The 22,159-nt window shown below is 54.5% G+C and carries 21 protein-coding genes; 15 read left to right on the plus strand and 6 right to left on the minus strand.

Annotated features, from left to right (window positions below; translation table 11 throughout):
- Positions 1–190 precede the first annotated feature (190 nt).
- From hemE to MKX51_RS09855, 10 genes are all read left to right on the plus strand, one after another.
- The gene (hemE, locus tag MKX51_RS09810; protein WP_340992215.1) at positions 191–1,252 is read left to right on the plus strand and encodes a uroporphyrinogen decarboxylase; all 1,062 of its coding nucleotides are present in this window, start codon (positions 191–193) and stop codon (positions 1,250–1,252) included.
- A gap of 86 nt (positions 1,253–1,338) precedes the next feature.
- Positions 1,339–2,283, plus strand: coding sequence for a ferrochelatase (gene hemH, locus MKX51_RS09815; protein WP_209874306.1), 945 nt, complete (start codon positions 1,339–1,341; stop codon positions 2,281–2,283).
- On the plus strand, positions 2,280–3,740 hold the full coding sequence (gene hemG / locus MKX51_RS09820; protein WP_340992216.1) for a protoporphyrinogen oxidase: 1,461 nt from the start codon (positions 2,280–2,282) through the stop codon (positions 3,738–3,740). Before hemH ends, hemG begins: the two co-directional genes overlap by 4 nt.
- Before the next feature lie 218 nt (positions 3,741–3,958).
- The gene (locus MKX51_RS09825; RefSeq protein WP_340992217.1) at positions 3,959–5,362 is read left to right on the plus strand and encodes a CapA family protein; all 1,404 of its coding nucleotides are present in this window, start codon (positions 3,959–3,961) and stop codon (positions 5,360–5,362) included.
- An 18-nt stretch (positions 5,363–5,380) separates the two neighbouring features.
- The gene (locus MKX51_RS09830) at positions 5,381–6,112 is read left to right on the plus strand and encodes a glycerophosphodiester phosphodiesterase (protein ID WP_340995578.1); all 732 of its coding nucleotides are present in this window, start codon (positions 5,381–5,383) and stop codon (positions 6,110–6,112) included.
- Positions 6,113–6,172: 60 nt separating this feature from the next.
- On the plus strand, positions 6,173–6,796 hold the full coding sequence (locus tag MKX51_RS09835) for a fumarylacetoacetate hydrolase family protein (RefSeq protein ID WP_340992218.1): 624 nt from the start codon (positions 6,173–6,175) through the stop codon (positions 6,794–6,796).
- A gap of 25 nt (positions 6,797–6,821) precedes the next feature.
- Entirely contained in the window at positions 6,822–7,634 is an 813-nt protein-coding gene (locus MKX51_RS09840; protein ID WP_340944612.1) for a DUF92 domain-containing protein, read from the plus strand.
- Between the two features lie 76 nt (positions 7,635–7,710).
- A complete protein-coding gene (locus tag MKX51_RS09845) occupies positions 7,711–8,322 on the plus strand; it encodes a TetR/AcrR family transcriptional regulator (RefSeq protein ID WP_340941940.1) in 612 nt (203 codons plus the stop codon).
- A gap of 51 nt (positions 8,323–8,373) precedes the next feature.
- Positions 8,374–10,326, plus strand: a complete 1,953-nt coding sequence (locus MKX51_RS09850) for an ABC-F family ATP-binding cassette domain-containing protein (RefSeq protein WP_340992219.1) — start codon at positions 8,374–8,376, stop codon at positions 10,324–10,326.
- Positions 10,327–10,362: 36 nt separating this feature from the next.
- Positions 10,363–10,857 (plus strand): tetratricopeptide repeat protein, encoded by a 495-nt coding sequence (locus tag MKX51_RS09855; RefSeq protein ID WP_340992220.1) that lies wholly within the window; start codon positions 10,363–10,365, stop codon positions 10,855–10,857.
- A 383-nt stretch (positions 10,858–11,240) separates the two neighbouring features.
- Here the strand turns inward: MKX51_RS09855 and MKX51_RS09860 are convergent, their stop codons facing one another.
- From MKX51_RS09860 to MKX51_RS09880, 5 genes are all read right to left on the minus strand, one after another.
- Positions 11,241–12,284 carry a M42 family metallopeptidase gene (locus MKX51_RS09860; protein WP_340992221.1) on the minus strand — a complete coding sequence of 348 codons (1,044 nt, stop codon included), beginning with the start codon at positions 12,282–12,284 and terminating at the stop codon, positions 11,241–11,243.
- Between the two features lie 27 nt (positions 12,285–12,311).
- Complete coding sequence (locus MKX51_RS09865) at positions 12,312–12,635, minus strand: LapA family protein (protein WP_340941935.1); 324 nt, start codon at positions 12,633–12,635, stop codon at positions 12,312–12,314.
- Positions 12,636–12,720: 85 nt separating this feature from the next.
- The gene (gene pepF, locus MKX51_RS09870; RefSeq protein ID WP_340941933.1) at positions 12,721–14,511 is read right to left on the minus strand and encodes an oligoendopeptidase F; all 1,791 of its coding nucleotides are present in this window, start codon (positions 14,509–14,511) and stop codon (positions 12,721–12,723) included.
- Between the two features lie 206 nt (positions 14,512–14,717).
- The gene (locus MKX51_RS09875; RefSeq protein ID WP_209874284.1) at positions 14,718–14,888 is read right to left on the minus strand and encodes a hypothetical protein; all 171 of its coding nucleotides are present in this window, start codon (positions 14,886–14,888) and stop codon (positions 14,718–14,720) included.
- A 6-nt stretch (positions 14,889–14,894) separates the two neighbouring features.
- Positions 14,895–15,128 carry a hypothetical protein gene (locus MKX51_RS09880; protein WP_036702226.1) on the minus strand — a complete coding sequence of 78 codons (234 nt, stop codon included), beginning with the start codon at positions 15,126–15,128 and terminating at the stop codon, positions 14,895–14,897.
- A 172-nt stretch (positions 15,129–15,300) separates the two neighbouring features.
- On the opposite strand from MKX51_RS09880, the gene MKX51_RS09885 reads away from it, so the two are divergent.
- Positions 15,301–15,498, plus strand: a complete 198-nt coding sequence (locus MKX51_RS09885) for a cold shock domain-containing protein (RefSeq protein WP_036725228.1) — start codon at positions 15,301–15,303, stop codon at positions 15,496–15,498.
- A gap of 185 nt (positions 15,499–15,683) precedes the next feature.
- Here MKX51_RS09885 and MKX51_RS09890 read toward each other — a convergent pair whose 3' ends face one another.
- On the minus strand, positions 15,684–16,928 hold the full coding sequence (locus MKX51_RS09890) for an MFS transporter (protein WP_340992222.1): 1,245 nt from the start codon (positions 16,926–16,928) through the stop codon (positions 15,684–15,686).
- Positions 16,929–17,121: 193 nt separating this feature from the next.
- Between MKX51_RS09890 and MKX51_RS09895 the strand changes: the two genes are divergently transcribed.
- The 4 genes from MKX51_RS09895 (at position 17,122) to MKX51_RS09910 (ending at position 22,151) form a co-directional block, all read left to right on the plus strand.
- Positions 17,122–18,204 (plus strand): tetraprenyl-beta-curcumene synthase family protein, encoded by a 1,083-nt coding sequence (locus MKX51_RS09895; RefSeq protein ID WP_340992223.1) that lies wholly within the window; start codon positions 17,122–17,124, stop codon positions 18,202–18,204.
- Positions 18,205–18,268: 64 nt separating this feature from the next.
- Positions 18,269–19,240: a 6-phosphofructokinase gene (gene pfkA, locus MKX51_RS09900; RefSeq protein ID WP_036725223.1), complete on the plus strand. Its 972-nt coding sequence runs from the start codon at positions 18,269–18,271 to the stop codon at positions 19,238–19,240.
- A gap of 147 nt (positions 19,241–19,387) precedes the next feature.
- On the plus strand, positions 19,388–21,874 hold the full coding sequence (locus tag MKX51_RS09905) for a CoA-disulfide reductase (protein WP_340992224.1): 2,487 nt from the start codon (positions 19,388–19,390) through the stop codon (positions 21,872–21,874).
- 10 nt (positions 21,875–21,884) lie between these two features.
- Entirely contained in the window at positions 21,885–22,151 is a 267-nt protein-coding gene (locus MKX51_RS09910; protein WP_445321995.1) for a metal-sensitive transcriptional regulator, read from the plus strand.
- Positions 22,152–22,159: the final 8 nt, after the last annotated feature.

Consider the following 22,159-nt stretch of genomic DNA (forward strand, 5'->3'; position numbering starts at 1 on the left):
GTTCACGAAAAATTGACATTATATCAGTATATCATAGATTTTCAGCCGGACAATGCAACACATGTCATAGTAATGTCATGGGATTGTCATTCCCTTTCGGGTGAGGCGGTTGTTAGCCGCTTACAAAAGGGGCATAATAATGATATGTGTTTTTTCACAGTATTCTATCAAATCTAATGGAGATCTTATCATGACCTACAACGACACTTTTATCCGTGCCTGCAGACAGCAGAACACGGAGTACACCCCCGTATGGTACATGCGGCAGGCCGGCCGGTATGATCCCGACTACCGTACGATCAAGGAGAAATATTCGCTGCTTGAGATCTGCAAGCAGCCTGAGCTTGCGGCTGAGGTAACTCTGATGCCTGTGCGCAAGCTGGGCGTGGACGCAGCGATTCTGTATTCCGACATCATGAATCCGGTGGCCTCCCTCGGTGTGGATTTTGACATTGTGAAGAACATCGGGCCGGTTATCGAGAATCCGATCCGCTCTGCAAGCGATGTGGAGCGGCTGAAGCCGATCGATGTGGAGGGCGATCTGGGCCATATTCTGGAGACCATCGCCATTCTGGACAAGGAGCTGGACGTTCCGCTGATTACCTTCGCCGGAGCTCCGTTCACCATCGCCAGTTATCTCATCGAAGGCAGACCGTCCAAGACGTATCACCGCACCAAGGAGCTGATGTTCAGCCAGCCTCAGGTATGGGAGAAGCTGATGGAGAAGCTGGGCGATATGGTTATTACCTATCTGCGCGCCCATGTCGCCAGCGGCGGGAAGGCGTTCCAGCTGTTCGACAGCTGGGTCGGGGCGCTGGCTCCGCGTGATTTCGAGCGGTATGTGCTGCCGACGATCACCCGGATTTTTGCCGAATTGTCCGATCTGGAGGTTCCAAAAATCTACTTCCCGGGTGTCAGCTCAGGGGAGCTGCTCCCCAGCTTGACCAAGCTGCAGGCCGATGTGATCGGACTGGACTGGCGGGTAAGCATCACCGAAGGACGGCGCAGACTGGGCGGAGGCTATGCGGTTCAAGGCAATCTGGATCCATACCTGCTGACCGCGCCGATGGAGTTGCTCAAAGCCCGGGCCAAGGAACTGATTGATGAAGGCATCATGCAGCCGGGGTATATTTTTAACCTGGGACATGGATTATTCCCTGAAGCTTCACTCGATACGCTCAAGGAATTAACGGATTATGTGCATGAGTATTCAGCAGCGGCAATGAAACAGGCGGCACCGCCGCTGGCATAGTTGAAGAAATAGCATCTGATGGCAGCAGCCTTTGCTGCTCTCTTTGCTGTATAGGACGTTAATTATTGTAAAAGGGGATGGAATCCGTGGCCAACAAAATTGGAGTACTCGTGATGTCGTACGGCACGCCTGAGAGTCTTGAGGATGTAGAGGCTTATTATACGCATATCCGCCGGGGGAACGCTCCTTCAGCTGAGCAGCTCAAAGAGCTGACTGACCGCTATAAGGCGATTGTCGGCGGGGTTTTTCCGCTTAGAGAGAATACGGACCGTCAGGTGGAAGCCTTGCAGGCCAAGCTGAACAGCGGGCAGATCCAGTATGTCTGCTACCAGGGTCTCAAGCATGCCAGACCGTTCATCGAGGATGGTGTCGAGGCTATGGTCCGGGACGGTATTACCCAGGCGATTGGCATCGTGCTGGCTCCGCATTACTCTGTGATGAGTGTAGGAACCTATATCAAGCGCGCCAAGGAAAAAGCCGAAGCCTGCGGTATTCATATGGAGTTCGTAGAGAGCTACCATATGCATCCCGAGCTGATCGATGTGCTTAGCCGGAGAGTGACTGCCAAGCTGGACGAGTTCGAAGAGACCGGCGCGTCGCGCGAGGAAGTGCGCGTGCTGTTCAGTGCACATAGTCTTCCTGAACGTATTCTGGCTATGGGCGATCCGTACCGTGACCAGCTGCTGGAGACCTCTCAGGCGATTGCCGCTCAGGCGGGGGTGGAATCCTGGCAGTTCACCTGGCAGAGTGCGGGCCGGACTGCGGAGCCTTGGCTGGGCCCGGATATTCTCGATACGCTGCGTGAGCTGGCCGAGAGTCAGGTGAAATACGTGCTGTCAGCCCCGATCGGCTTCGTCTCCGACCATTTGGAGGTGCTGTACGATCTGGATATTGAAGCACAGCAGCTTGCCTCCGAGCTGGATATGCGTCTCTTGCGGATTGACTCGCTGAACAGTGATCCGGCCTATATGTCGGTGCTCAGCGATGTGGTGCGGACGAAGGCGAACCAGTTGAAGGTGAATCTGCCATGACGGCATCACCCCGCAAGGTAGTTATTATCGGCGGAGGCCTCAGCGGGCTCAGCGCCGCGTTCTATATCCGCAAGTTCTACCGTGAGGCGGCAGTACAGCCGGAGATTACCTTAATTGAGAAGGACAAGGTCCTTGGCGGCAAAATCGAGACACTGCACCGTGACGGCTTCGTGATTGAGAAGGGCCCGGATTCCTTCCTGGCCCGTAAGACGGCGATGGTCGATCTGGCCAGGGAGCTGGAGCTGGACCACGAGCTGGTAAGCACGAATCCGAATGCCAAGAAGACCTACATCCTGCAGCGGGGCAAGCTTCATCCGATGCCTGCCGGTCTTGTGCTAGGGATTCCGACAGAGCTGAAGCCCTTCCTGAAGAGCGGTCTGGTCTCCTTCGGCGGCAAAATGCGGGCGATGATGGATTTCGTACTCCCGCCCCGCCGCAGTACTGAGGATGAGTCGCTAGGCGATCTGATTGAGCGCCGTCTGGGTACAGAGGTGCTGGAGAATATGACGGAGCCGCTGCTGGCAGGGATCTATGCCGGGGATATGCGCAAGATCAGCCTTCAGGCGACCTTTCCGCAGTTCGGTGAGGTCGAGCGCCAGTACGGCAGCCTGATCCGGGGAATGACGACCGGCAGGAAGCCGGTGGAGACCCATACCGGGACGAAGAAAAGTGCTTTTCTCACCTTCCGGCAAGGATTGCAGAGTCTTGTGCATGCGCTCATCCATGAGCTGCAGGATGTCCGGCAAATCACGGGGACAGGAGCGAAGTCCATCCGGGTGCTGGGAGGCGCCGGTTCTTCCGGCGCTGCCCGTTACGAGGTGGAGCTTGAGACAGGTGAGTTGCTGGAAGCAGACGACATCTATGTTACGGTGCAGAACTTCGCAGCCGCAGAGCTGCTGCGTCCCCATGTGGATGTATCGGCGCTGGATGCAGTGAACTATGTATCAGTAGCTAATGTGGTTCTGGCGTTCACCCGGCAAGATATCGTTACCGAATACGACGGATCAGGCTTCCTTGTTCCGCGTAAGGAAGGGCGGAACATCACAGCCTGCACCTGGACCTCTACGAAATGGCTGCATACCAGCCCTGACGATAAGGTGCTGCTGCGCTGCTACGTGGGACGCTCGGGGGATGAACAGAATGTGGAGCTGCCGGATGACGCCCTGGCAGAGCTGGTCCGCAAGGACCTGCGGGAGATTATGGGGATCACCGCAGCGCCGCTGTTCACAGAGATCACCCGTCTGAGGTCATCCATGCCGCAGTATCCGGTCGGCCATCCCGGCCGGATTGCCGGCCTGCGCAGCGAGCTGGCGCAGAAGCTGCCCGGCGTCTATGCCTTCGGCGCAGGCTATGACGGCATCGGGATGCCGGACTGCATCAAGCAGGCGAAGCTTACGGCAGAGACTGCCGCAGCCAGCCTCACGAAGCTGCCGGAGCCGGCGGGAGCTACAGTCTAAAAGGAACGGTGGAGCGGAGCAGTGGCGCTCCACCTTTTTTTAGAAAGATAAGAATTTATATGTGTTGGGGCCCCCGCAAAGTAACTGAGTCATCATCGAAGCTAAAGCCTCACTTTGTGGGGTGATTTAATAACAGCCTCCGTTCCCGGCTTGGAGCGGCAGCTGATAGATATGCTATAATAGAAACACTTTAAGGGTAAAGGAGATTACTTGGACTCATGTATCCGCCGAGATCAGGCAATAGACAAGGCAAGAGACAACATAGCAGGCGGCGGCGCAGAAGGGTCTGGGCGTGGGTCAATGTGGCGTTGCTGCTGATGATTACCGCTGCGCTCGCTTATTCATTCATGGACGGCAAGGACCCGCAGGGCTCTGCTGCTCCGCCAGCGGCGCTCGTTACCACCCCTTCGCCGGAAGCTGCTGCAACGGCGGCAGCCCCTACGGAAGCCGTCCCTGCAGAAGAAGACCCCGGGGCAGAGGCTACAGCCACTGCTAAGCCTGCTCCGGAGGAGACACCGGAGGCTTCTTCAGAACCTACGGCTACGGCGGCAACCATTACGGCAGCTCCTACCCCTAGACCAGCGGATCAGGCAACCCCTACGGATGCGCCGCAGGCAACAACAGGAAGTAGCAGCGGACTGGTCGCAGGCTTACCGGAGAACACCACCGGCAAGACGGTGAAGCTGAGCTTTGCCGGAGATATCATCTTCAGCGGGAAGGCAGGTGCGCTGCTGGAGCAGAAGGGCTACGATTATTCCTACAGCGCGCTGGATGGAATGTTCAAGAAGGATGACCTTACGGTAGTCAATCTGGAAACGCCGATTACTACACGCGGGGTTGGGGCCAAGAACAAGCAGTTTGTGTTCAAGGGCCCGCCGAAGGCACTGGACGCGCTCAAAGCCGCCGGTGTGGATGCCGTCAATCTGGCTAACAACCACACGCTTGATCAGGGGGAGGAAGGTCTGCTGGACACCCTGAAGCATCTGGGTGAGCGCGGAATCCCTCATGTGGGGGCAGGACGGAATAGCCAGGAGGCCTATTCGGCGCAGTATTTTGAACGTAATGGAATTAAGATTGCCCTGCTGGGCTTCACGCGGGTGATGCCGGTGATTGAATGGAAGGCGGAAGCGGGCAAGCCCGGCCTTGCCTCGGTGTATGACAGTGCGGAAGGTCTCAAGGCGATTGCCGCAGCCAAGCAAAAGGCCGATGTTGTCGTTGTCGTCGTCCATTGGGGACGGGAGCGGATGGAGCAGTATGACAAGACCCAGCAGGCGCTTGGGCATAGCTTCATTGATGCCGGAGCGGATCTGGTGATGGGCGGCCATCCGCATGTGCTGCAGGGAATTGAGCCGTACAAAGGCAAATGGATTGCCTACAGCACAGGCAACTTTATTTTCACACGCGGCTCCATCCCGGCTACTTGGGAGACGGCGGTATTCCAGGCGGAATGCAGCAAGCAGGGGCAATGTGCGCTTAAGCTGAAGCCGATGGATGCCGAGCTGGCGCAGCCGGTGCCGATGAATGATGCCGACGGGCAGCTGCTGCTGCACAGAATACAGTCTATTTCTTCCGGCCTGATCAAGGTTCGCAATGACGGCACTGTGATCCAAGCGGTGAAATAGCCGGAGGTGCGTATAATGATGAACAATATGTGTGTAGCCCACCGCGGATTTTCCGGTAAGGCCCCCGAGAATACACTGGCCGCCGTGCGGATGGCGATTGCGCTGCCTTTTGTACGCTGGATAGAGATTGATGTGCAGCTGACGAAGGACGGGGTTCCCGTGGTCATCCATGATTATTCCCTGGACCGTACGACCAACGGACACGGCAAGGTGAAGAATATGGAGTACGAGCCGATGCGGCGGCTGGATGCGGGGAGCTGGAAAGGGCGTGCTTTTCGCGGAGAGCGGGTGCCTTCTCTGGAAGAGGTGCTTGCTCTGGCATCAGGCCGGCTGCGGCTGAATATTGAACTGAAGACGGTGGGGGATATGTATCCCGGTCTTGCGCAGGCAGTCATTGATCTGGTGAATGCCAAGGGAATGCGCGAGGAAGTGGTGCTGACCTCGTTCGATGCCGGTGTATTGCGGCGGATCAAGGAGCTGGACGCGCGGTTCCATACAGGGCTGATCTATGACTCCAGATCCGGTAATCCTGCGGGTAAGCTTGATGAGCTGGGCTGCTCTTTCTTATCCATCAGCTATGACCGGCTTAGCCCGGTTCTGGCCAAATCCCTGATTGAACGCGGGGTGCAGGTGATGGCCTGGACCTTGAATAAGGGCAAGGAAATGCGCCGCCTGTCGGAGATTCATTCCGATATTATGATCTGTACGAACCGTCCGGATATCTGGGGCGAACTCTTTTTGAAGGCCTAATAAGGATTGCAGCATTGCAGTATGAATTCCAATTCATAGAGGAAGAGAGCTGACGGAACAATGAGCAGTGCGATCAATAATGTATACTGTGTAGGACGCAACTATCAATTACATGCGGAGGAGCTGGGCAACAAGGTGCCTGCCGAGCCGCTGATCTTCCTGAAGCCGTCTCATGCTGCTGTGGCCCTGGATAAAGCGATTATCCATCTGCCCAAGGACGCCGGACTGATTCATTACGAGGGGGAGCTGGTGCTGCGTATTGCGCGTGATTACGTGCCGGGGATGAGCATGCAAGAGCTGGTGGATGTGATGGCGCTGGGCCTCGACTTCACGCTCCGTGATGTGCATAATGATCTGCAGAAGAAGGGCCTGCCCTGGACGGCCGCCAAGGGCTTCAAGAATGCGGCTCCGCTGACCCCTTACATGGCATTGCCTGAGGAAGAGGAACTGGAGGCCACCGACTTCACCGTCCGCAAGAACGGAATTGAAGTTCAGCGCGGGAACGTGAAGAACATGATTTTCTCCCTGCAAAAAATCGTTGAATTCATTGCCGCCCGCTACGGGCTGGGCAAAGACGATATTATCTTCACCGGAACCCCCGCCGGAGTAGGTCCGGCAGTGGCGGGCGATTCGTTCGAGCTGTTCTGGGGCGAGCGCCTCATGGGCACCTGCCTGATCGGTTAAGGCGATGCTCTCAGGACTTGAAGTGCTGCAATGGCTGATCGGGGCCTGCGGTGCGCTGCTGGTTGCCGGGGCTGCCTACTGGAAGCAGTCGCTTAGCTTCTCAGGGATGGTGGCGGCAGTCGTCATGGGGACGATCTATTTCGGTGCGGGGAATCTGTTCTGGTTCGGTATCCTGCTCGTGTTCTTCATTTCCTCAACCCTGCTGTCGAAGCTGCATCATGAGAATAAGGCCGAGCTGGAGGCCACGTATGACAAAACCGGACGCCGCGACGCGGGTCAGGTCTTCGCCAACGGCGGACTCGGGATGCTGGCCGTTCTGCTGAACGCGGTCTATCCGCTGGAGCTCTGGGGCTTCCTGTTCATCGGGGTGATGGCTACCGTAACCTCGGATACATGGGCGACAGAGATCGGCACGCTGGCCCGGAAGCCTCCCCGGTCGGTCCTGACCGGGAAGGTGCTGCAGGCAGGTACCTCCGGCGGCGTATCCCTGCCCGGGACGCTGGCTGCGGCGGCGGGAGGGGCACTCATCGGCGCGGCCTCCTGGGTGCTGCGGGCGGCCTCCGGCATGACGCCCCATGCCTTCTGGCTGCTGGTGCTGGCCGGACTGCTGGGCGGGCTCGCGGGAGCTTTTGCCGACTCCGTTCTGGGGGCAACCGTGCAACGGATGAACCGCTGCACGGTCTGCGGCCGCGAGGTCGAGGCCTCTATGCACTGCGGGAAGCCTACGGAATACGCCAGGGGCTGGCGCTGGATGGACAATGATACTGTAAATGCTGTAAGTTCTATAATAGGCGGTGCTGTAGCGCTGCTGGTCAGTTATATCAGTTACATAGGATAAGGGCGGATCTGAGGGTTAAGCCGGCCGTTGCGTTATCCGGTAACATACAGGATTCTATGGGTTGGGAGGTGAACCGTTGAGCAGTGCATCCGTAGACAAACATGCAGCTATTCTGGATGCCGCTTATGAGCTTTTCGGTTCAGGCGGCTTTTATGAGACCAAGATGTCGGAAGTGGCCGAACGTGCAGGCATTGCCAAGGGTACGGTCTATTTATATTTTAAAAGCAAAGAGGAGCTCTTCATGGCGGTTACCCGCCGCGATTGTGAAGGCTTCCTTGAGCAGCTTGAGGGCAAGCTGAGGACCCGCTCCGCATTGACAGACAAGCTCTCCGTGATTGCAGAGCATCATCTGTTCTATTACTATGAGCGCAAGCAGCATACGAAGCTGTTCTTCCGTGCGCCTAACAATAACCCTGAGCTGGTGGCGTATATGGCACAGTTCATGGAAGCCTATATGCAGGCTGTGGTGAAGGTGCTGCTGGAAGGCGGGGCTACCGAGCCGGAGCTGATGGCGCAGTCGTACATCGGGATTCTGGACCGTCTGAAGATGGATATCCTGTTCGACCCTGAGTTTGCCGAGGCAGATGCGGATAAGCGGGCGAAGTTTGCGGCCAGGCTCTTTATCACTGGGGCACTGGGCAGCCTGGATTCGGCAATGGGCGACTTCCCTGCTGAAGCTGAATCTTAAGAGAGTACAGCCAATTCCGGTTTCAAAATATAAGGCAAGCGAGGACAACTGATGAATATTATGACAGTGGAACATCTCTCCAAGAGCTACGGGGAGAAAACCCTGTTCCGTGATGCCTCCTTTGGCATGGACGACAGGGATAAGATAGGCGTAATTGGCGTCAATGGCACGGGAAAATCAACCTTTCTGAAGATTATCGCCGGGCTCGATACAGCAGATGAGGGGCAGATTAGCATCGGCAATAATGTGCGGGTGCAGTTCCTGGCCCAGAATCCGCCTTATGAGCCTGGAAATACGGTCTTGCAGCAGGTATTTGCCGGAGAGGACCCGGAGCTTGCGACGATGCGGGAATACATGGAGGTGATGTCTCTCCTGGAGCAGAATCCGGGAGACTCAGGGCTGGAGAGCAGGCTTGTCCGGATTGGACAGGCCATCGACGCCGCCGGCACCTGGCAGCTGGAGAGTGAGGCGAAGACGGTCCTCACGAAGCTGGGGATTACCCGCTTCGATGCGCGGATGGAGAGCCTGTCGGGTGGACAGCGCAAGCGCGTAGCGCTGGCGGCGGCACTGATTACACCGTCGGAGCTGCTGATTCTGGATGAGCCTACCAACCATATTGATACGGATTCCGTAGCCTGGCTGGAGCAGTATCTGCAGAAGCGGCGCGGGGCGCTGCTGATGGTAACGCATGACCGTTATTTCCTGGAACGGGTAGCCAGTGTAATGCTTGAGCTGGACGGCGGGAATCTGTACCGGTATGAAGCGAACTATTCGCGGTTCCTGGAGCTGAAGGCAGACCGTGAAGAACGGGAGGCATCGGCCGAGCAGAAGCGCAAGAATCTGCTGCGCACCGAGCTGGCCTGGATTCGCCGCGGGGCTAAGGCCCGCTCCACGAAGCAGAAGGCGCGGATCGACCGCTTCGAGAAGCTCAAGGAGAGCACGGGAGGCGCATCGGCGTCATCTATGGATATCTCTGTAGCCTCCACCAGACTGGGCCGCAAAATCATTGAGATTCAGAATCTCACCAAATCGCTGGATGGCCGGACCTTAATCAAGGATCTGAATTATATTGCTGTGCCGCAGGACCGCGTGGGGATTGTCGGCAAGAACGGCAGCGGCAAGTCCACGCTGCTTAACCTGATTGCCGGTAAGCTTACCCCGGACAGCGGTGAGGTGCAGCTCGGGACAACCGTGAAGCTGGGCTATTTCACCCAGGAGCATCAGGACATGGATCTCAGCCTGCGGGCGATCGAGTATGTGAAGGAAGAAGCCGAGATCATCAAGACCGCAGACGGCAGTGTCATCACCGCCGGGCAAATGCTGGAGCGCTTCCTGTTCCCGCCCGCGATGCAGTGGACGCCAATCTCCAAGCTGTCCGGCGGCGAGAAAAGACGTCTCTACCTGCTGCGTGTCCTCATGGGAGCGCCGAACGTGCTGCTGCTCGATGAGCCGACGAATGATCTGGACATCGGTACACTCGCTGTGCTGGAGGACTACCTCGATGAATTCCCTGGCGTCGTCTTCACGGTATCGCATGACCGTTACTTCCTGGACCGCACCGTGGATAAGCTGATTGCCTTCGAGGATGGGGGCATCCGCCTGCATGTCGGCGACTATAGCGAATATGAAGAGTGGCTGGCGAAGAACGTCCCTTCGGGCAGCGGGAACTCCGGCAAGGCAGAAGGCGGCTCCGGCCGCAGCGCCAGCGGGACGGGTGCTGCCGCTGCTGAGCAGGGCGGGAATGCACAGGCCGGGTCAGCGCCGCGCGAGAAGCTGAAATTCACCTTCAAGGAGCAGCGTGAGTATGAGGGGATCGATGAGGCTATTGAACAGGCGGAGCAGCATCTGACGGATATCTCGGCACAGATGGAAGCGGCCTTCGCTGACTCCGGCAGACTCCAGGAGCTGGTGGAGAAGCAGCGGCAGGGCGAGGCAGAGCTGGAGCGCCTGATGGAGCGCTGGACGTATCTGAGTGAGCTGGCGGAGAAGATCGCGGGTAAGTAGGTAAGCAGCAACGCTTAGAAAGGGGCCGGTGACCCAGTGACTGTGACTCATACGATAGAAGAAGCCGTGCAGCTGCGCTCCTCTGGCCAAGCTGAAGAAGCGAGGAACATGCTGTTACAGCTACTCTCAGAGGGCGACAGTACTGCTGAGCTGCATTATCAGCTGGCATGGACGCATGATGTGTTGGGCTTGGAGCGTGAGGCGGTAGCTTATTACGAGCAGAGTCTTGCCTTAGGTCTTCCAGATGCGGAGCAGAAGGCAGGCGCGATGCTGGGTCTGGGCAGTACGTACCGGACGCTCGGGCAGTATGCGGAGTCCCGTGCGCTCCTGGAGCAGGGTGTGCTTGAATTCCCGCAACGGGCGGAATTCAAGGCTTTTCTGGCCATGACGCTGCATAATCTCGGTGCACACACCGAAGCCATGGAGCTGCTGCTTACCTTACTTGCGGATACATCCGCCGATCCCGGTATCCGGGATTACCGTAAGGCCATCAAGTACTATGCGGACAAGCTGGAGCAGGTATGGCCTTAACCGGGGGATGCAACATCTCACTTGTCATCTCAGCTCTAATCCTCAAAGTCAGAGGGTTATGCGAAAATCCTGCCCAAAATGCAACATCTCACTCGTTATCTCAGCTCTAATCCGCAAATGTTGCACAAAATGCAGGATAAATCCTCCCTGGAGCCGGTGGGCGGGGGAATTGTTGCAATTTATGCAGGAATCCCTGCAAATGTCCAATTATGGGCGGGCCAGGTTGCAATAGTTGCAACATTTCGGCCTGGTCAAGATTAATATAGTCTACTAAAAAGGCAGCACCAGCTATTTACATGAGCTGGTGCTGCCTTTTTGTACTTGTTTACTAATATCCGCGTCGTGTTGCTATAGAAAGTGACCCGCCGTGGCGAGCAGCCCGATCAGTTCGCCCCTACATAAGCCGCCAGCAGCTTAGCCGTATTCAGCACAGCCTGCTTGTGGGTACGCTCCATGGAGTGCGAGGCGTGTACGCCCGGTCCGATCAGTGCGGCCCGGATGTTATTTCCGCCGCGCAGCGCAGCAGAGGCGTCGGAGCCGTATTGCGGATAGATATCGACCGCGAAAGGAATAGCCAGACCGTTCGCCAGCTCGATCATGCGGCTGGTCATGGCATAGTCATACGGGCCGGAGGAATCCTTGGCGCAGATGGAGACATCCGTCTCCTTGCAGCTGAGGTCATCGCCCATCGCACCCATGTCCACAGCGATCATCTCATTGATCTCCCCTGGAATCCAGGCAGCGCCGTGACCTACCTCTTCATAGTTGGAGATGAGCAGGGACAGGTTATGCAGCGGCTTCCAGCCTTCGCGCCGGATGCTCTCCAGCAGCCCGAATAAGGCGGCTACGCTGGCTTTGTCGTCCAGATGACGGGATTTGATATATCCGCTGGTGGTAAGCACCGCCCTTGCATCGAACGAAATGAAGTCACCTACCGAAATCCCCAGCTTCAGCACATCATCCTTGGTGGAGACCAGCTCATCAATCCGGATCTCCATATTCTCTTCCGCACGCTTGAAATCACGGGCATCGGCATACACATGCACAGATGGATGACTGGTCAGGATCGTACCGGTATAAGTTAGGCCGCTGCGGGTATGGATGATGCAATATTCATTCTCAATGCTGTTCATGCTGAATCCGCCTACAGAGGTTAAACGGAGGGTACCGTTAGACTTAATAGAGCGGACCATGGCACCGAGCGTATCCACATGGGCGCTGATGCCGATCGTGCGCGAAGGATCAAGTCCGGGTACGGTGAGCATCGCGCCGCCTTTTTCATTCCAGGTGAGCGGAATATTGAGCGCCGCCGCTTCTTCAGCCACGAGTGCCATCACCTGGGCGGTGAAGCCGCTGGGGCTTGGGGTGTCGAGCAGTTTTTTGAGCAGATTCAGAATATATTCTTCATTGGGCTGGATGTTAAGCAAGGACAGTTCCTCCTATTCGTCTATGGGTTACAGCTGGGATGATCCTTCTGGAGTAAAGGGAGCACTCTCAGCAGGGATAGGTTCCATGTTGATACTGTTAGCGTCACGCAGCTTGGCAAGCTCGGCATTCAGGCTCTTGATCTGCTTCTGCAGCTTATACTGGCGGAAAATCCCGTACGAACCGACCACAACACCGCCGATCAGCGCACAGCCAAGAATAACGAGGATAAGCGGAATGCTGACAAAGTCGAAGCCGAAATTCACCGGAACCGTATCCACATTCATTACTGCGAATACTGCAGTCAGCAGAGCGAAAAATAAACCTAATATAAGTGACCATTGAAATTTCATATAGCTTCCTCCTCAGGATGATCTGACAATACAAATCCCCTGCCATCAAAGGGCAAGGGATTACTGTAATACTAAGCCTTCTGTCTTACTTGGTCAACTGCTCCATCTGTTCGATCACGCTCTCAAATACGCTCATGGCTTCGCGGATCGGTTCAGGAGACGACATATCAACCCCGGCTTTGCTCAGGATGTTAATGGAATAATCACTGCCGCCGCTCTTCAGGAAGCCGAGGTAACGGTCAACCGCCGGTTTGCCTTCCTCCAGAATCTGTTTGGCGAAGCTCGTCGCCGCCGAGAAGCCGGTAGCATATTTATAGACGTAGAAGCTGTTATAGAAATGCGGAATCCGTGCCCACTCCATCTCAATATCCTGATCAATCACCATATCCTTGCCGTAATACTTGACATTCAGGTCATAGTAGATGGCCGAGAGATCCTGCGGTGTGAGCGACTCGCCTTCTTCAGCACGCTGGTGAATGATTTTTTCGAATTCAGCAAACATCGTCTGCCGGAATACCGTCGTGCGGAACTGGTCGGCATAATAGGTGAGCAGGTACATTTTTTCCTTCGGATCTGTGGATTTGTTCAGCAGGTAATCCATCAGCAGCGCCTCATTGGTAGTAGAAGCAACCTCCGCCAGGAAAATAGTGTACTGCGCGTCCCGGTACTTCAGCGCCGTGTCCGAATAGTAGGAGTGCAGGGCGTGACCCATCTCATGTGCCAGTGTGAACATGCTGTTCAGATTGTCATTATGATTCAGCAGCACGTAAGGGTGGGTGCCGTAAGCCCCCCAGCTGTATGCGCCGGAGCGTTTGTTCTCATTCTCGTAGACATCGATCCAGCCTTTGTCATAGCCTTCCTGCAGAACACTAAGGTAGTCCTCGCCAAGCGGCTTCAGGCCTTCCTTGGTAATCTTCTTGGCTTCGTCAAAAGTAATATCCAGCTTATATTCGTCCACAAGCGGAGCGAACAAGTCATACATATGTAGCTCATCTACCCCAAGCAGCTTCTGGCGCAGCTTCATATAACGGTGCATCAGCGGCAGACTCTCGTGAATCGTATCGATCAGATTCGTGTAGACTTCCTTCGGAATATTGTCGCCGTACAAGGACATTTCCAGCACGGAAGGGTATTTGCGCACACGGGAGTAAAAGACATTCTTATTCACATTCGCGCTCAGCGTGGCGGCAATCGTGTTCTTTTGCTTGCCGTAGGTTTCATAGACCGCTTTGAAGGCGTTCTTGCGCACCTCACGGTCCGGGCTTTCGAGGAATTGAATATAGCTTCCGTGGGTCAGCTCAACTTCCTTGCCTTCTTCGTTCTTAATCTTCGGGAACTTCAGATCCGCATTATTCAGCATGCTGAATACGGTTTGCGGGGCCTGGGCGATCGTGCTGACCTGAGCCAGCAGCGCTTCTTCCGCCTTGGACAGGACATGGGCCTTCTCACGCTTCATTTCAGTCAAGGTGAAGGTGTAGTCGGAGAGCGAAGGGTCGGCGATGAACTGGTCCAGTGTCGCGTCAGGCAGGGCCAGAATCTCAGGTGTGACAAAAGAAAGAGCTTCACCCGCTTCAACGCCAAGCTTCTTGGCCTTGGAGGAGAGAGCTTGGTACTTCGGAGCCGCTGTATCCTCGTCCTGGCGCATATGCGCATAGACATAGAGGCGTTCAGTCAGCAGGGACAGCTTATCGTCCAGCTCGAAGCACTTCTTCAGGGCATCCGGAGAATCCAGCTTCCCCTGGAAGGAGGCAGCGCTTGTAATCAGCGCCTTCACTTCCTTATATTCGGCATCCCATTGCTCCTCTGAAGCAAACATATCTTCAAGCTTCCAGCGGTTCTCGGCGGGTACTTCACTTCTCTTAGGTAATTGTTCCATAGAAATCCTCCTCGGTAGATGGGATGCGGCTGGGCTGCTCTCCGCCTGCGGGAGCGCTGAGGACAGATTTCCCTGCAGCAGGCTGAGCGCAAGCAGGAGCGGGAATGATTTGGCGGTAACGGACATGACGGCAGCCTCCTGATTCTCAAAGTCTGCTTAGTATGCCCTGCCAATTCATGTTTATTAAATCTTGCTTACAGATGAAGTTATGTGAGCAGGCTATAAATAATGAAGACAAAAGCCAGCGCAATCATAATGACTGCGGTCAATGCCATCCCGCGCTTCAAGCGCGGGGGCATTTTGTCCTTGCTCATAATCAGTACGGCACCCAGGCACAGGACGACAATGACATAAATGACAAGACTCTCATTATCCATACCGGACTAGACCTGTTTGAAGGCTGCGATGATATTCTTGTACTCTTCTTCATTATCCTTGTAGGATTCTTTATTGAAGCGGTTGTTCACCCACTGCATCATAGCCGGACGGCTCATGAAGGTATGCGTTTCTTCTCCCCATTGGTCAGAGATTTCACGAAGGATAATATAACGTCCCTGAACCTCCACCGTCATCATGTTCCATTTGTCTGTTTTGTATATTTCATGTTTTTTGATCATTATCATTACCACCCTGGCGATTTTTGGCTTTTGGGTCAATGATAACGCACCGGAGAAGGGAAAAGCAAATTAAATCATGAAATCAGGGAAAAGATGGATTGCTTTACAAGTATAGAAAGAGTATAATGTAAGCATACGCCATATATGGCGGTATTTTTAGGAGGTTGTTCATTTGAAAGGTACAGTAAAATGGTTTAACGCAGAAAAGGGTTATGGTTTCCTTCAAGTTGAAGGCGGCGAAGATGTATTCGTTCACTTCTCAGCGATTCAAGGCGACGGATTCAAGACTTTGGACGAAGGCCAAGCGGTAGAATTCGATGTTACGGACGGTAACCGTGGTCCACAGGCAGCGAACGTAGTTAAATTATAAAATACGGCCAAGGCAGAGCTTCTGTCAGCCGCAATATATATATTTGATCTAGCACGCACTGGCATAAGTAGCATCAGGCAGCTTGAGCAGCACAGTTCCTCCGGGAGCTGTGTTTTTTTATTGGTTTGGTTAGGAAATTATGATTTACGTCCGCTGTGGATATATCCTTCCCCGCCCATAATCAGTCAGAGCGGGGTCTTGCTCTTACGCCGCAGCGGACGGTCTGTGCCGCCCCCGAGGTCCATCAGATGCTTGGACAGGAAGCCGATGAAGGCCAGAACCGAGAAGCCGGTAGCGACCAGATAGAATACAATCCGGCCGGCATCCTGATAGATCAGTCCGCCGAAGGTGCCGCTGAGCAGACCTGCGCCGCTGGACCATACGACGGTGAAGAGCGCCATTCCGGTTGCCCGCAGATGATCAGGGATGATCCGGGTGATGTAGCGGACCGCAGTTACATAATAAATGCCGAACGAAATGCTGTGCATGGCCTGAATGGCAACCACGGTACCCGGCTCCTGGGCCAGCGACATGAACAGAAAGCGCAGCGTGAACATCAGGCTGGCAAAAGCAAGCAGCGGCAGCTCCTTGAACTTGTCGCCATATCTGCTGAGCAGGAAGAAGATGGGGATCTCACTGAGCGCTGAAGCCAGCAGCGCCCAGCCGACAACTTCATCACCTGCATTCATGCCCTTGAGGCTGATCGTCAGGAAGGCCTCGTTCATCCGGTAGCCGATGGCCAGCAGGAATACAGAGCCGAAGAACCACAGCACTTCCTTTTGCAGGAGAATCTCGCGGAGTCCGGCTCCCTTCAGCGGTTTGTCCGCAGACTCCTTGTCTACAGAGAGCGGAGCCGCTTCGGGTCGCTTCACATCCTTCAGCCCAATCGTAATCAGCAGCGCGGTTACAACAATCACAATACAAATCGCTACGCTGTACTGAGGTCCCAGCGTTCTGAGTACATAGCCGATTGTAAGGGCGAAGAAGGAGTATCCGAGCGAGCCGAATACACGGATGGCAATGAAATTCCGCCCGTGGCGCTGGGCAATTTTGATCGCCATAGTATCTGCAAGTGGAAAAACCGGGTAATAGAAGAAATAGAAAAAGGATAAGATAAGCATGACACTTGAGAAATCGGTGGCTCTGGCCAGAATAATGGCGGTAATCAGCTGGCCTCCAAGCAGGAGGGCCATAATCTTACGGACGGTACCCAGCCGGTCGCTCATCATACTCCAGAACAGATTAGAGAGAATTGAGATTAGCGGTCCTACTGAGTAGAGCAGACCCATTTGCGGACTGCTGAAGCCCAGGTGGGCATAAAATAACGGGAAATAAGAAACAACCAGCACACTGGTGCCGTACAGCGTAAACATAAAGGATCGCAGCCAGTTTTGATCACTGTATTGGCCGCCGCTCCGCCTCGCATTCATGATTGTGCACTCCTTCGGGGTATAGAAAAGTATAGTATAGCATAAAGCGGAGAGGCCGGGGGATTCGTATAATATCGATTTTCTGAATCTTTCAAGAGTTTGCGAAAGTGATTTTGTTGTTTGTACAAATCCGCTCTGCATATTATAATAATCATGATTTGGATAAGGAGACAACAATGTGGAGGCACTGTCATTGAATGAATTTGAGCAAGGCCGTAACCGTAGTCCGCGCGGTCCTATTGGACTCATGAAGAGAGTCTATAAGTACGTGCTGCCGGAAGTGCGATCATGTCTCGATTCCTGGCGCAAGGATGCAGAAGGAATTCCCGATCCCGAGCTCCGCAAGCAAGCGCTTGCCAGCATTGAAACGAAGCAGTTTCATTGCGAAGGCGGCGGAATCTATGCCGCCGGCAATTTGTCGATGAGACATATACTGATTCCGCTAATTGTTGCTTATCAGACGATCAGTGATTATTTGGACAACCTGTGTGACCGCAGTACTTCGCTTGACCCGGCCGATTTCCGGTTGCTGCATAAGTCCATGCTGGATGCGGTTACCCCCGGCGCGGAGCCTGTGAATTACTACGCGCTGCGCACGGAACAGAATGACGGCGGATACCTGCACAGACTGGTCCGCAAATGCCAGGAGATGACCTCCCGGCTACCCGGCTACGGTGCCGCTGCTGAAGAGGTCTACAATCTGGCTGTACTGTACACCGATCTTCAGGTCTATAAGCACATTCACCCGGAGCTTAGAGAAGCTGCCCTCAAGGAATGGTGGGAGAAGGAGGGGTACCGCGCGCCTCATCTCCAGTGGAATGAATTTGCGGCCGCAACCGGTTCAACTCTGGGTGTATTCATGCTTTTTCTGGCATCCTGTGATCCTAAGCTAAGCACAGTGGCATCATCATCCATTCGTGCTGCTTATTTTCCGCATGTGTGCGGTCTGCATATCATGCTGGATTATCTGATTGACCAGGATGAAGACCGGGCCGGCGGTGATCTCAATTTCTGCAATTATTATGAGAATACGGATATGATGCTGAACCGGATCGCTTCCATTGTGGAGTGGGCCCGCAAGGATGTCTGGGGTCTTCCTGATAACTCCATGCACCGTATGATCATCGAAGGACTGCTGGCCCTGTATTTATCCGATCCCAAGGTTAGTGAGCAACGCGAGGTCCGTTCGGTATCCCGGAGGCTGATGAAGAATAGTCCGCTGACCAGACTCTTCTTCTTCGTCAACAGCCGCTGGATACGCAAACACATGTATTAGATGCTGCCGGATCTTCTCCGGGTAAGGGGAGAAACTGGCACAAATTTAAGGAGGAACTAACAGAATGTCTAACGTAAAAAAAATCGCAGTATTAACCAGCGGTGGAGACTCCCAGGGGATGAACGCCGCAGTGCGTGCGGTTGTCCGCAGCGCGATCTACTTCGGAATTGAAGTATTCGGCATTCAGCGCGGGTACCAGGGCCTGCTGAACCGCGACATTTTCCCGATGGATCTGCGCAGTGTCGGAGATATCATCCAGCGCGGAGGTACGGTTCTGCAGTCTGCACGCTGTCTGGAGTTCATGAAGCCGGAAGGCCAGCAGAAAGGTGCTGACATTCTGAATGAGCTCGGCATCGACGGTCTGGTTGTTATCGGCGGAGACGGCTCTTACCATGGCGCTAACAAGCTCAGCAAGCTTGGAATCAAGACGATGGCTCTGCCGGGTACCATTGATAATGATATATCGTTCACAGACTACACTATCGGATTCGATACTGCCGTTGGCGTGGTAGTGGATGCGATCAATAAATTGCGCGACACCATGTCATCCCATGAGCGTTCCTCCATCGTAGAGGTTATGGGGCGTCACTGCGGAGATATCGCTCTGCATGCAGGCCTTGCTTCCGGGGCGGAGACGATTCTGGTGCCGGAAATGCCTTATGACCTGAATGAGGTAGCTGACCGGATGAAGGATAATTTCGCACGCGGCAAACGTCACAGTATCGTCATTGTAGCTGAAGGCGTCGGCAAGGGTGAGGATGTTGCTCAGGCACTCAAAGACCGCCATGCTTCCCTGGATGCCCGTGTTACAGTACTGGGACACATTCAGCGCGGAGGTACGCCAACACCAGGAGACCGTAACCTCGCCAGCCGTCTGGCTGATTTCGCGGTTCGTAAGCTGATCGAAGGCGAATCGGACAAGGCATGCGGAATCATTAAAGGGGAATTGACCCTGACCGATATCGATAAGGTAGTGAATACGAAGAAGGATTTCAATATCGAGCTGTATGAGCTGGCTTCCCGTTTGTCCCAGTAAAAGCAGCAGAATTTATAGGATCATCAACTCTCAGCGGAGCAGCAAGCCTTCCATCACCGGAAGGGGCTGCTCTTTTTTGAGTTGACAGTATACCCCCACCCGTATAATATCATACCCATAGGGGTATACAATTAGGAGGGAATAAGAATGAGCAGAACTATAGTCATTATCGGCGGAGTTGCCGGAGGGGCATCCGCTGCGGCACGCCTAAGAAGACTGAACGAAGAAGACAACATTATCATGCTTGAGCGGGGAGAGCATGTTTCTTTTGCCAATTGCGGGCTGCCTTATTATATTGGGGAGAGTATTGATTCCCGGGACAAGCTGTTTCTGCAGACACCGGCTGGAATCCGGGCACGCTTCAATATTGATGTGAGAATCTTTACCGAGGCGACAGAGATTGACCGTGAACGTAAGCAGGTACACTGCCGCAATGTTACAACAGGCGAGACACTGCAGATTCCATATGATATCGTAGTACTCTCACCGGGAGCGAAGCCGATCGTTCCCCCGATTCCGGGCATTTCAGAGGCTGAGAACCTGTTCACCTTAAGGAATATTCCTGATACAGACCGTATCAAGGCCTATGTGGACAGCCGTCAGCCAAGACATGCCACTGTAATCGGTGCAGGGTTCATCGGTCTTGAGATGGCTGAGAATCTGCGGGAGCGGGGGCTTGATGTTACTGTGATTGACCGGGGTCCGCAGATTCTGAACCCGCTTGATCTGGAGATGGTTCGTCCGCTGGAAGAGCATATGCGTTTGCACGGGGTGGAACTGCGGATGAATGAGGGTGTAGAGGCTATTGAACAGCAAGGGAGCCTGCTCCGTCACTCCTCCGGCGGGGAGCTTAGAACGGATATGGTTATCTTGGCGATTGGGGTCAGTCCTGAGAATGACCTGGCAAGGAGCTGCGGGCTGGAGCTGGGCATCCGGGGATCGGTTAAGGTCAACGCCTCATTGCAGACCAGTGATCCGGCCATCTATGCCGTAGGGGATGTCATTGAAGTGAAGGACCGTGTTCAGGGGTTCGATACCATGGTATCCCTTGCCTGGGGTGCCAACCGTCAGGGGCGTCTGGCCGCTGATCATATCAATGGGCGGCAAGCCTCGTATACGGGAGCATTAGGTACTGCGATTATCAAAATCTTCGATATGACTGCTGCGCTGACCGGGAACAATGAGAAGACGCTTAAGTCGCTTGGGGTACCTTATGAAGCTGTGCATATCCATCCGAATTCCCACGCCGGTTACTACCCCGGTGCTGCACCGGTAGCGCTTAAGCTGCTGTTCAACCCGCAGACAGGAGAGATTTATGGAGCACAAGCGGCCGGAAGTGCCGGAGTGGACAAAAGAATAGATATCATTGCCACCGCGATCCGCAGCAAGCTTAAGGCAGATGAGCTGGCCGATCTGGAGCTGGCGTATGCGCCGCCGTATTCCTCGGCCAAAGATCCGGTCAATATGGCGGGCTATGTTGCCTCCAATCTGATGGAGGGACTCGTCCGTAATCTGCAATGGCATGAAGTGGACGAATTCTCGCGCAGCGGCGGCCTCATCATTGATGTCAGAGACGAAGCGGAGCGTTTAGCCGGTTTTATTCCGGGTTCCATCAACATTCCGCTGGCTGAGCTGAGAGACCGGCTCACAGAGATTCCCGGGGATCGGGAGATCGCCGTGTCCTGCCAGGTAGGGCTTCGCGGCTACATTGCTGCCCGCATGTTAATCCAATACGGATATGCAGTACGAAACGTTGACGGAGGGTACAAAACATACGCAGCGATGGCAAGGGAGAATAACGCTGAGATTTCCTGGAAGAGAGAGACACCGGCTTTAAACGTGAATGCTCCGTCTCATGCCAGTATAGTCGATAGCCACGAACAGCTCAGCCGTAAGCCGCAGCTCCTGCTGGATGCTTGCGGATTACAGTGCCCCGGCCCTATACTCAAGGTATATGAGACTATAAGCTCAATGGAGGAAGGCCAGCGGGTTGAGATTACTGCAACGGATTTCGGTTTTGCCGCTGATATCAGGCAGTGGTGCAGCAAGACAAGGAACACACTGGAATCAGTGGAAGTATCAGGGGGCAAGGTTCAGGCGTTGGTACGGAAGGGAGTAGACCCGGCAGACAGAACCGTAGTTCCGGCGGAACAGTCAGCGGTCTCTGAAGGTACAACGATGATTGTTTTCAGCGGTGATCTGGACAAAACCATTGCTTCCTTCATTATTGCAACAGGTGCCGCAGCGATGGGCAAACAGGTAACGATGTTCTTTACCTTCTGGGGGCTTAATGTTCTGCGCCGGGGGCAGTCTCCGCAGGTGAAGAAGAATGCTCTAGACCGGATGTTCGGCATGATGATGCCGAAGGGGACGCGGAAGCTACCCTTATCCCGCATGAACATGGGCGGGCTTGGCGCGAAGCTGATCCGCTATACTATGGGCCGCAAGAATGTGGAATCCCTGGAGAATCTGATGCAAGGCGCACTGAATGCCGGGGTTAAGCTGATGGCCTGCACGATGAGCATGGACATCATGGGCATCAAGCAGGAGGAATTAATTGAAGGTGTAGACTTCGGCGGTGTTGCCAGCTATCTTGGAGCTGCCGAGGATTCCGGCGTGAACTTATTCATCTAGAGGGGGCTAAATGACAGTGGAGTATGATAAAGCTATTACCAACCGGTTGAAGCGGATCGAAGGTCAGGTAAGGGGAGTACTCGGAATGCTGGAGGAAGGCAAGGATTGCCGTGAGATTGTAACTCAGCTGACAGCGATCCGAACAGCCGTAGACCGCTCTATTGGTGCCGTGATCGGAGACAATCTGGAGCACTGCATTCAGGAAGAGCTTGCGAAGGGGAACTCCCCTGAGCAAGTGATTAAGGAAGCAGTAGAGCTGCTTGTCAAAAGCCGGTAAGCGAATAA

It is taken from the genome of Paenibacillus sp. FSL M7-0420 (genome assembly GCF_038002345.1).
In the GTDB taxonomy this organism is placed as follows: domain Bacteria; phylum Bacillota; class Bacilli; order Paenibacillales; family Paenibacillaceae; genus Paenibacillus_AQ.

Bases quoted from the DNA above. Each gene is read 5' to 3' on its own strand.
- MKX51_RS09880 (WP_036702226.1), bottom strand. From the start codon at position 15,128: ATGATCAAAAAACATGAAATATACAAAACAGACAAATGGAACATGATG.
- MKX51_RS09830 (WP_340995578.1), top strand. From the start codon at position 5,381: ATGAACAATATGTGTGTAGCCCACCGCGGATTTTCCGGTAAGGCCCCC.
- MKX51_RS09890 (WP_340992222.1), bottom strand. From the start codon at position 16,928: ATGAATGCGAGGCGGAGCGGCGGCCAATACAGTGATCAAAACTGGCTG.
- MKX51_RS09835 (WP_340992218.1), top strand. From the start codon at position 6,173: ATGAGCAGTGCGATCAATAATGTATACTGTGTAGGACGCAACTATCAA.
- MKX51_RS09850 (WP_340992219.1), top strand. From the start codon at position 8,374: ATGAATATTATGACAGTGGAACATCTCTCCAAGAGCTACGGGGAGAAA.
- MKX51_RS09865 (WP_340941935.1), bottom strand. From the start codon at position 12,635: ATGAAATTTCAATGGTCACTTATATTAGGTTTATTTTTCGCTCTGCTG.
- MKX51_RS09910 (WP_445321995.1), top strand. From the start codon at position 21,885: ATGACAGTGGAGTATGATAAAGCTATTACCAACCGGTTGAAGCGGATC.
- pfkA (WP_036725223.1), top strand. From the start codon at position 18,269: ATGTCTAACGTAAAAAAAATCGCAGTATTAACCAGCGGTGGAGACTCC.
- pepF (WP_340941933.1), bottom strand. From the start codon at position 14,511: ATGGAACAATTACCTAAGAGAAGTGAAGTACCCGCCGAGAACCGCTGG.
- MKX51_RS09825 (WP_340992217.1), top strand. From the start codon at position 3,959: ATGTATCCGCCGAGATCAGGCAATAGACAAGGCAAGAGACAACATAGC.
- MKX51_RS09875 (WP_209874284.1), bottom strand. From the start codon at position 14,888: ATGGATAATGAGAGTCTTGTCATTTATGTCATTGTCGTCCTGTGCCTG.
- hemE (WP_340992215.1), top strand. From the start codon at position 191: ATGACCTACAACGACACTTTTATCCGTGCCTGCAGACAGCAGAACACG.
- hemG (WP_340992216.1), top strand. From the start codon at position 2,280: ATGACGGCATCACCCCGCAAGGTAGTTATTATCGGCGGAGGCCTCAGC.
- MKX51_RS09905 (WP_340992224.1), top strand. From the start codon at position 19,388: ATGAGCAGAACTATAGTCATTATCGGCGGAGTTGCCGGAGGGGCATCC.